Source organism: Streptomyces sp. NPDC002092, from assembly GCF_053593775.1.
On the sequence record NZ_JBSFDG010000013.1, the window covers coordinates 1 to 10,390 of the forward strand.

At 69.5% G+C, this 10,390-nt stretch carries 6 protein-coding genes; 5 read left to right on the forward strand and 1 reads right to left on the reverse strand.

Annotated features, from left to right (window positions below):
* Window positions 1-154: 154 nt before the first annotated feature.
* The 5 genes from ACWCRD_RS28265 to ACWCRD_RS28285 all read left to right on the forward strand — a co-directional run bounded on the left by ACWCRD_RS28265 (window position 155) and on the right by ACWCRD_RS28285 (window position 9,041).
* Window positions 155-2,014, forward strand: coding sequence for an alpha-galactosidase D (locus ACWCRD_RS28265; protein ID WP_450968582.1), 1,860 nt, complete (start codon window positions 155-157; stop codon window positions 2,012-2,014).
* Between the two features lie 90 nt (window positions 2,015-2,104).
* The gene (locus ACWCRD_RS28270; RefSeq protein ID WP_450968583.1) at window positions 2,105-4,522 is read left to right on the forward strand and encodes a glycosyl hydrolase family 95 catalytic domain-containing protein; all 2,418 of its coding nucleotides are present in this window, start codon (window positions 2,105-2,107) and stop codon (window positions 4,520-4,522) included.
* A 69-nt stretch (window positions 4,523-4,591) separates the two neighbouring features.
* Window positions 4,592-5,863 (forward strand): SGNH/GDSL hydrolase family protein, encoded by a 1,272-nt coding sequence (locus ACWCRD_RS28275; RefSeq protein WP_450968584.1) that lies wholly within the window; start codon window positions 4,592-4,594, stop codon window positions 5,861-5,863.
* Window positions 5,864-6,028: 165 nt separating this feature from the next.
* The gene (locus ACWCRD_RS28280) at window positions 6,029-8,209 is read left to right on the forward strand and encodes an RICIN domain-containing protein (protein WP_450968585.1); all 2,181 of its coding nucleotides are present in this window, start codon (window positions 6,029-6,031) and stop codon (window positions 8,207-8,209) included.
* Between the two features lie 145 nt (window positions 8,210-8,354).
* Window positions 8,355-9,041 (forward strand): phosphatase PAP2 family protein, encoded by a 687-nt coding sequence (locus ACWCRD_RS28285; protein ID WP_450968586.1) that lies wholly within the window; start codon window positions 8,355-8,357, stop codon window positions 9,039-9,041.
* Between the two features lie 2 nt (window positions 9,042-9,043).
* On the opposite strand, the gene ACWCRD_RS28290 is transcribed toward ACWCRD_RS28285, so the two are convergent.
* On the reverse strand, window positions 9,044-10,387 hold the full coding sequence (locus ACWCRD_RS28290) for a glutamate-1-semialdehyde 2,1-aminomutase (RefSeq protein ID WP_450968587.1): 1,344 nt from the start codon (window positions 10,385-10,387) through the stop codon (window positions 9,044-9,046).
* Between the last annotated feature and the right edge of the window lie 3 nt (window positions 10,388-10,390).

Consider the following 10,390-nt stretch of genomic DNA (forward strand, 5'->3'; position numbering starts at 1 on the left):
GGAGACGTACGAGGAGCAGCCATGACGCCGCAGAGCCGCAGCCCGCAATCCGCCTCAGCCGCCGACCTCCCCTAGCCAGGTCTCCCCCCATACCCCCCGCTCCCACCGGGTACCGCCGCACCACTCCACTCACCGCACAAGCAGGAGGCGAGCCATGCCCTCATCCCCCTCCAGAACCCTCTCCGGCTTCACGCGCCGTCCCCTCAGAGCCGTGCTGGTCCTGGCCGTCACGGCCGGGCTCGGCACCGCGGTCCCGGCCGCCGCCACTCAGGCAGCGCCCGTCTCCTCCAAGTCCGCGCCCGCAGCGGTCAGTTCGGCTCCCTCCGCAGCGGACGTCGGCCCGGCGGCCAAGCCGTACATGGGCTGGTCCAGCTGGAGCATGCAGTCCTCCCAGTACCCGGGCCTGAACCCGGACGGCAACTACAGCTACCTCACCGAGACGAACGTACTGAAGCAGACGGACGCCCTGGCCACCACGCTGAAGAAGTACGGCTACGACCACGTCAACATCGACGCCGGCTGGTGGATGGACAAGAACTGGACCTCCGAGTTCGACCAGTACGGCCGGCAGACCCCCGACCCGGTGCGCTTCCCGCACGGCATGAAGTCGGTCGCCGACCACATCCACGCCAAGGACCTCAAGGCCGGCATCTATCTGCCCGTCGGCCTGGAGAAGGGGGCGTACGGCGACGGCAAGGTGCCGATCCACGACGCCCCGGGCTGCACCACCGCGGACGTCGTCTACCCTGACCTGCGCACCACCAACGGCTGGGACAGCGCCTACAAGTTGAACTTCGGCAACCCCTGCGCGCAGAAGTACATAGACTCGCAGGCGCAGTTGCTCGCGGGCTGGGGCTACGACTTCCTGAAGCTCGACGGGGTGGGCCCCGGTTCGTCCCAGTCGGGTGACAACCACAACAACGTGGCGGACGTCGCCGCCTGGCACCAGGCCATCGCCGACACCGGGCGGCCGATCCACCTGGAGCTGTCCTGGTCGCTCGACATCTCCCATGCCGCGGACTGGAAGAAGTACTCCGACGGCTGGCGCATCGACACCGACGTGGAGTGCTACTGCAACACCCTGGTCACCTGGGAGAACTCGGTCGACGACCGGTGGAACGACGCTCCCGCATGGAGCCGCAAGGCGGGCCCCGGCGGCTGGAACGACCTCGACGCGATCGACGTCGGCAACGGCGCGATGGACGGCCTCACCAAGGCCGAGCGGCAGAGCTACATGACGCTGTGGGCCATCGACAAGTCGCCGTTGTTCACCGGTGACGACCTCACCCAGCTCGACAGCTATGGCCTCTCCCTGCTCACCAACCAGGAGGTCATAGCGGTCGACCAGAACTCCTCGCCCGTCGCACGTCCCGTCACCCCGATGGGCGACCAGCAGGTCTGGGGAACCAAGAACCCCGACGGCACCTACACCGTCGCGCTGTTCAACCTCGGCGGCTCGCCCGCCTCCGTCACCGCGGACTGGGCGTCCTTCGGCTTCACCGGTGCGGCCGCCGTGCGCGACCTGTGGAACCACCAGAACCTCGGCACGTACAAGAACCGGATCACCTCGACGCTGCCCGCACACGGCTCCCGGCTGTTCACCGTGAAGCCCGGCGGCGCTCCTCTCGCGACCACCCGCTACGAGGCCGAGTCCGGCAACAACACCCTGACCGGGAACGCCTCCGTGGCCTCGTGCGACGCCTGCTCCGCCGGCAAGAAGGTCGGCAACCTCTACCTCGACAGCAAGCTGCAGTTCAACGACATCACGGTGAAGAAGGACGGCATCTACACCGTCAACGTCGGCTACGTCAGCGGCGATCCCCGCTCGGTGACCGTCTACTCCAACAGCGGCCACGGCACCAGCCTGAGGTTCCCCTCCACCGGCGACTGGAGCACGGTCGAGACCGTCAGCGTCCAGTTGGCCCTGAAGGCGGGCTCCAACACGATCACGTTCGACAGCGGCTGGGACTACGCCCCCGACATCGACCGGATCGACGTACCCAAGTCCGCCTGACCAGCCCCCCGCCCTGATCACTCTGCCTCCCGACGGCCCCTGTCCGTCGCTCCCGCATGCGCCCCTCCCCTCGGACATGGAGTGCACAACGTGGACACTCAGCACCCCGGGCCATCCGACAACCGCCCGAGCCGCAGACGCTTTCTGACACTCGCCTCCACAGCCGGCGCGATCGCCGCTTTCGGCGGTCTGCCCGCCTTCACCGCCTCGGCGGCCCCCCTCCGGCCCGCTTCCTCCCCCTTGCTGTCCGCGGCCGCCGCCGCGAAGAACCAGTTGTGGTGGCGGGCGCCCGGCTCCCCCACCTCGATGATCCAGCAGGGTCTGCCGGTCGGGAACGGGCGCCTCGGAGCGCTCACGAGCAACGATCCCGCCGCCGAACTGCTGACGATCACCGACGCCACCCTGTGGACCGGCGGCCTCAACGACACCTTGCAGAGCGACGGCCAATTCCCCTACGGACGTGGCGACTTCGGTTCCCTGACGCTGCTGGCCGAGCTCACCGTCGCCATCCCCGCGCACGACCTGGGCTCGGTCGACAACTACCGCCGTACCCTCGACCTGGCCCAGGGGTTCGTCAGCGCCTCGTACGACCTGTCCGGCGTCACCTACCTGCGGCAGGTCTTCGCCAGCCGCCCCGACGACGTCATCGTCCTGCACTTCTCCCAGCAGGGCGGCGGCAGTTACACCGGCACCGTCTCGCTCACCGGCACGCACGGCGAGACCACCACGGCGAACCGCACGGGGCGCTGTGCCTCGTTCGGTGCTTCCTTCGCCAACGGGTTGAAGTACGGCGCCGCCGTCACTGCCCACAGCAGCACCGGCTCGGTCGCGGTCGACGGTACGGCGCTCTCGTTCCGCGACTGCAAGGACCTGACCGTCGTGGTCAGTGGTGGCACGGACTACGCCCCTGACGCGGCCGCCGGGTTCCGCGACCCGTCGGTGGATCCGGAGCGCCTGGCGCGAACCAAGGCCCTGGCCGCCGCCGGCCACTCCGCGAGCACCCTCCTGAACACCCATGTCGCCGACTTCCGCCCGGTGTTCGAGCAGCAGGACATCAACCTCGGCACGTCGTCCACCGCCCAGCGCAGACTGGACACCTGGCAGCGGATACAGGCGCGCTACCGGGACGACGTCCCCGACCCCGAACTCGAGGCGGCCTACCTGCAGTTCGGCCGCTATCTGATGATCTCCGGGTCACGGGGCAGCCTGCCGATGGGCCTGCAAGGCCCGTGGCTGGACGGCAACGATCCGGACTGGATGGGCGACTACCACACCGACGTCAACGTCCAGATGAACTACTGGATGGCCGACCGGACAGGCCTGCCGGACTGCTTCGACGCCTTCGCGGACTACTGCCTGGCACAGCTGCCCTCGTGGACGGACGTCACGCGGCGGCTGTTCAACACCGCGACCAACAGGTTCCGCAACTCCAGCGGAAGGGTCGCCGGTTGGGCTGTGGCCTTCTCCACCAACCCTTACGGCGGCAGCGGTTGGTGGTGGCACCCGGCGGGCAATGCCTGGCTCTGCCAGAACCTGTTCGAGCACTACGAGTTCACCCAGGACCACGCCTACCTCGAAAGGATCTATCCCCTCCTCAAGGGCGCGGTGGAGTTCTGGGAGGCCCGCCTCATCACCACGACCGTCACCGACGCCTCGGGGGTCTCGCGCGAGGTCCTCGTCGACGACAGCGACTGGTCGCCCGAGCAGGGCCCGCAGGACGCCAAGGGCATCACCTACGCCCAGGAAGCGGTGTGGAACCTCTTCGGCAACTACCGGACCGCCACCCGCGTACTCGGCAAGGACCTCTCCTACGGCACGACCGTCGACCGCCTGCGCGAACGCTTGTACCTGCCTGTGGTCAGCCCCACGACCGGCTGGCTGGAGGAGTGGATGTCGCCCGACGACCTCGGCGAGACCACACACCGTCATCTCTCCCCGCTGTTCGGCCTCTTCCCCGGCGACCGGATCCGCCCGGACGGCTCCACGCCCAAGGACATCCTCGCTGGTGCGACGGCCCTGCTGACCGCCCGCGGCATGAACAGCTACGGCTGGTCCAACGCCTGGCGCAGCCTGTGCTGGGCCCGGCTGAAGAACGCGGAGAAGGCCTACCAACTGGTCGTCAACAACCTGAAGCCGTCGGTGAACGGCAGCAACGGCAGCGCCTCCAACCTCTTCGACATCATGGACATGGGAGGCGGCCGCGGCATCTTCCAGATCGACGCGAACTTCGGCACGCCCTCCGCGATGATCGAAATGCTGGTCTATTCGCGGCCGGGTCACATCGAGTTGCTGCCCGCCCTTCCCGCCGCATGGGCGGGATCGGGCTCGGTGTCCGGCGTCGGCGTCCGCGGCGGCTTCGTCGCCGACCTCAAGTGGAGAGGCGGCAAGGTCACGCAGCTGACGCTGAGGAGCGTCGGCGGCCGCGACACGACCGTCTTCGCGGGCAGCACCTCCCGGAAGGTCAGCCTCAAGCCCGGCGCGTCCGTCACCCTGAGCGACTTCGGCTGAGTGCGGTCCGGCCCCAATCCCCCGACTCCCCGACACCCCGACACCCCGACATGAGCGGAGAGAACGACGATGTCCTCTGCAAAGGGAAGACCGGCGGCGTTCCGCCGACCGCTGCTGTCCGTGTGCGCCGCACTGACCGGCATGGCGCTCACGGTCGTTCCGTTGAGCACCGCCGGCCGGGCAGGCGCGGCCACCTCTGCGTCGCAGGGCAAGGCCACCAGGGTCAGTGCCTGGTCGCCCGGCATGACCACCGGCGGCCCGTCCTTCGACAACCAGACCATCCGGATGGTGGTGCACAGCAGCGTGGCGGGGTCGGGCGCACGCCTCACCCTGTCCAACCGGTACAGCAACGTCCCGCTCGATGTCGGCGAGGTGGACCTGGCCGTCCAGGCCGACGGCGGCGAGGGGACGCGCGGCACCATCCGCAACGTCACCTTCGCCGGCTCCCGCCACCTGACGATCCCGGTGGGCGAGGAGGCGGTCAGTGACATCGTCCCGATCCCGGTCGGCGCAGGCGAGAACCTGCTCGTCAGCCTGTACGCCCCCGGTGCGACAGGCATGTCGACCTGGCACTCCGACGCCTTCGACACCACCTACATCGCCTCGGGCAACCACACGGGTGACGACAGCGCCGCCGCGTTCGGCACCACCACGACCTCCTGGTACTACCTGGCGGGCCTCGACGTCCTGCCATCGACCGCGAGGGGGACCGTCGTTGCCTTCGGCGACTCCATCACGGACGGCTACCACTCCTCGACCGGCGCCTACACCCGCTGGCCCGACTTCCTCGCACGCCGGCTCGGCGCCGGACCGGGCCCGCAGCGGCTGAGCGTCGTCGACGCCGGCATCGGCGGCAACCGCGTCCTCACGGACGTCCCGAACCCGTGGCAAGGCGTCAGCGCCCTCAAACGGTTCCGGCACGACGCCCTCGGCCAGCCGGGCGTCAAGGACGTGATCCTCTTCGAAGGTATCAACGACATCGGCAACAACGCCGGTCCCGACGGCCGGCCGCTCACCGCCCGGGACCTCATCGCCGGCTACCGCACCCTGATCGACCAGGCACACGCCGACCATGTCCACGTCATCGGCGCCACCCTGATGCCCGACGAGGGCAACGGCTACTACACACCCGCCGCCGAGGCGATCCGCCAGAGCGTCAACCGGTGGATCCGCACCAGCGGCGCCTTCGACGGCGTCATCGACTTCGACCGGGCCATGCGCGACCCCGCGAACCCGGCCGCCCTCAACCCGGCATACGACTCCGGCGACCACATCCACCCCGACGACGCGGGAATGAAGGCCATGGCGGACGCGATCGATCTGCGGCTCCTGCGCAGCTGAGTACCCGACCCGGCAAACACCTTTCGTCAATGCTTACTTCACACCTTGACGAAAGTGGTCCGTACCTTTAGTTTCACCGAGCGACCCCAACCCCGCGCGCATACTGGCCCGTTCACACGGTGAACGCGGCGCGGGTACCCACCCCCCACGAAAGGGCGCCCCGTCATGCCCAGACACAGACGGCTCCCCGTATCCGCCACCCTGGCGGTCACCGCTCTCACCCTGTCCGCCGGCCTGCTCACCGGCGCCCCCGCGCACGCCGCGGCCACGGCCCTGCCCACCGGCTTCGCGACGGTCATGAACGCCGCGAGCGGCCGGTGCCTGGACGCCAAGGCGGCCGCCACCGCCAACGGCACCGCCGTGCAGCAGTACTCGTGCAACGGCACCGCGGCACAGCAGTGGAGCCTCACCGCCACGAGCGACGGATACGTCCGGATCAGCAACGCCAACGACACCAACCAGGTCGCGGACGTCGCCGACGTCTCCACCGCCGACAACGCACTGGTCCACCTGTGGGCCTACGGCGGCGGCAGCAATCAGCAGTGGCTGCCGGTGGACGACGGCGGCGGCGCCTACCACTTCGTCAACCGCAACAGCGGCAAGTGCCTCGACGACCCCGCGGCCTCGACCGCCGACAGCGTGCAGTTCGTGCAGTACACCTGCAACGGCACCGCGGCCCAGCGCTTCCAGGTCGTACCGGTGACCCAGTCGGCCGCCAACGACCTGGGTCCGAACGTGGTCGTCTTCGACCCTTCGATGTCGTCCTCGACGATCCAGAGCAAGCTGAACACGATCTTCCAGCAGCAGGAGACCAACCAGTTCGGCTCCCAGCGCTACGCCGTGCTGTTCAAGCCGGGTGCCTACGGCGCCGACGTCAACGTCGGCTTCTACACCCAGGTGCTGGGCCTCGGCCTGTCGCCCGACGCGGTGACGATCAACGGGGCGGTGCACGCCGAGGCCGACTGGTTCCAGGGCAACGCCACCCAGAACTTCTGGCGCGGCGCGGAGAACCTGTCGGTCAACCCCAGCGGCGGAAGCGACCGCTGGGCGGTCTCGCAGGCGGCGCCGTACCGCCGGATGCATCTGCGCGGCAACCTCGCCCTGGACGACGGCGGCTGGTCCAGCGGCGGCCTCATCGCCGACAGCAAGATCGACGGCCGGGTCGACTCGGGCACCCAGCAGCAGTGGCTGACCCGTAACTCCCAGCTGGGCAGCTGGACCGGCGCCAACTGGAACATGGTCTTCACCGGCAGCACGGGCGTCCCCGCCACCAGCTTCCCCAACCCGCCCTACACGACAGTCGCGCAGAGCCCGGTCTCCCGCGAGAAGCCGTTCCTGTACGTCGACGGCAACGGCGCCTACCAGGTGTTCGTGCCGTCTGCGCGGTCCAACTCCTCGGGCACCAGCTGGTCGAGCGGCGCCTCGGGCTCCTCGCTCTCGCTGGACTCCTTCTACGTCGTCAAGCCGGGCGCCACCGCCTCGCAGATCGACTCCGCCCTCGCGGCGGGCAAGAACCTACTGGTCACCCCGGGCGTCTACCACCTCGACCAGACCCTGCAGATCAACCGCGCCGACACCGTCGTCCTCGGTCTGGGACTGGCCACCTTCGTCCCCGACAACGGCATCACCGCCATGAAGGTCGCCGACGTCGACGGCGTGAAGATCGCCGGCCTGCTGTTCGACGCCGGCACCACCAACTCGCCGAGCCTGCTGGAGGTCGGGCCCAGCGGCTCCGCCGCCTCCCACACGGCCGACCCGACCTCTCTGCACGACGTCTACTTCCGCGTGGGCGGCGCGGGCGTCGGCAAGGTGACCACCGGCCTGATCGTCAACAGCGACAACGTCATCGGCGACCACATGTGGATCTGGCGCGCCGACCACGGCAGTGGCGTCGGCTGGACCAGCAACACCGCGGACACCGGAATGATCGTCAACGGTGACGCCGTGACGATGTACGGCCTGTTCGTCGAGCACTTCCAGAAGTACCAGACCGTCTGGAACGGCAACGGCGGCCGCACTTACTTCTTCCAGAACGAGATGCCCTACGACCCACCGAACCAGGCGGCCTGGATGAACGGCTCCACCCAGGGCTACGCGGCCTACAAGGTCGCCGACTCGGTGACCAGCCACCAGGCGTACGGCCTCGGCAGCTACTGCTACTTCAACGTGAACCCCGGTGTCGTGGCCGCGCACGCCATCGAGGCGCCGAACAATGCGGGCGTCCGGTTCACCAGCATGGTGACGGTCTCCCTCGGCGGCACCGGCACCATCAGCCACGTCATCAACAACACGGGCGGCCCCTCCAACTCCGGCACCAACGTGACCGACCTGACCAGCTATCCCTAGGACACGTAAAAGCCCCAGAACGGGTGTCCACGCGGCCGTTATGATCGCTGGAGGGGGGAATCGGACACGACGGGGGGCTCGCGTTGGATCGCCTGGCAGGAGCGGGCCCGGAAGTCGGCGCGGGCCGACCGGACGCGGTGTGCGTGTGACCGGCCGGCCGGCGCCCGAGGTGCTGCCCTTGTCGTTGCGCCCGTTGCTCGGGCTGATCTCGGTCCTCGCCGCGCTGGTGGTCGCCGCGATCGGGATCCTGTACGCCGGTCACGGCGAGCCCGGCAGAGTTGACCGCTGGATCATCGCGCCGACCGCGGACAGTGTGCGGCCGCCGTGGCGGTATGTCGCGCTGACCCTGGACTTCCTGGGGGAGCCCGTTGGATCGGTGATGGTGATCCTGGCCGCGGTGGCGGGATGTCTGCTGCTTCGGCGTCCTCGCGTCGCGGTGCTCGTCGTGGCAGGTGCCGGCCTGACCGTGGGGACGGCGACGCTGCTCAAGCACGTGGTGGGACGCACCATCCACGGCGCCGACAACCTGTCCTACCCGAGCGGGCACACCGCCTTCTTCACCGCGCTCGCCCTCACGGCGGCGCTGCCCGCGACCGGCCGACTCGGCCTCGGCAGGGCCGCCGGCATGTCACTCGTGCTCACCGTGGCGCTCATGGCCGGCGCCGCGATGGGGTGGGCGGAGGTCGCCCTGGGTGCGCACTACCCGACCGACGCGCTGGGCGGCTGGTGCACCGCACTCGCGGTGGTACCGGCGACCGCCTGGCTGGTCGACCGTGCGGCCGACCGGCGGGCCGTTCGCACGGCCGACGCCGGTCGGCTGGAGCGTCGCTGACGTCACGCCAAGCGTCGGAACACCGGCTTCACCGGTCGTCCGGCCAGCCAGGGAGTGGGGTCACCGGCGTCCAGTGCCTTCCGGTACACCGCGCATGCCTGGGCCACCACATCGACGGTGTGATCGATGTCGTCGTCGCTGAGCGCGCTGCTCACCACGAACGACGGGGCGAGCACCCCGCCCTCGATGAGCCTGCGCAGGAACAGGGTGCGGTACTCCTGCGACGGCTGCCCGTTCTCGTCGAGGGTGGCGAAGACCAGGTTGCTGGCCCGGCCCCGGACCACGATGTGCTCGCCGACCTCCATGCCGGCCGCGGCCTCGCGGACACCGGCCGCCAGCCGCTCGCCGAGCGTGTGCAGCCGTGCGGTGACGCCCTCTTCGGCGTAGATGGTCTGCACGGCCATCGCGGCTGCCAGCGAGTGCGTTTCCGCACCGTGCGTGGTGGACAGCAGGAAGACCCGCTCGCCGGAGTGGCGCAGCCCACCCCGCTCCATCAGCTCGCGGCGACCGGCCAGCGCGGAGACGGCGAAGCCGTTGCCCAGTGCCTTGCCGAAGGTGGAGAGGTCGGGGACGACGCCGTACAGGCCCTGGGCGCCCGCCTCGGACCAGCGGAAGCCGGTGATCATCTCGTCGAAGATCAGCACGCAGCCGTGCCGGTCGGCCAGTTCGCGCAGTCCGGCGAGGTATCCGGGCGGCGGTTCGGTCTGGGTGGCGGGTTCGAGGATCAGGCAGGCGATCTCGTCCTGGTAGCGGGTGAGCAGTTCCTCTGTGGCCGCCAGGTCCCCGTAGGGGAAGGACACGGTGAGCTCGTTCGTCGTCTGCGGAATGCCGGCGGACATCGGGGTGGTGCCGATGAACCAGTCGTCGGTGGAGAAGAACGGATGGTCGGCGCAGAGGGCCACCCGCGGGCGGCCGGTGGCGGCGCGGGCGAGGCGCACCGCGGCGGTGGTGGCGTCGGAGCCGTTCTTCGCGAACTTCACCATCTCGGCGGTCGGCACCGTGGCCAGGAAGCGTTCCGCGGCCTCGACCTCCACCATGGAGGGCCGGACGAAGTTGCTGCCGCGGTCGATCTCCCGCCGTACCGCCTCGGTCACGCGTGGATGGGCGTGGCCGAGGCTGACCGAGCGCAGGCCGGAGCCGTACTCGATGTAGCGGTTGCCGTCGACGTCCCACACATGGGCGCCGCGGCCGTGACTGATGACGGGGGCCAGGTTCTCGGGGTACTGGTCGTCGCCCTTGGCGTAGGTGTGCGCGCCTCCGGGGATCATGGCGTGCAGGCGCTCGTTCGCCGCCCGTGACCGGGGCAGGACGAACTCCGCGGTCGCTTCGGTGTGTTCGGTGGTCAACCG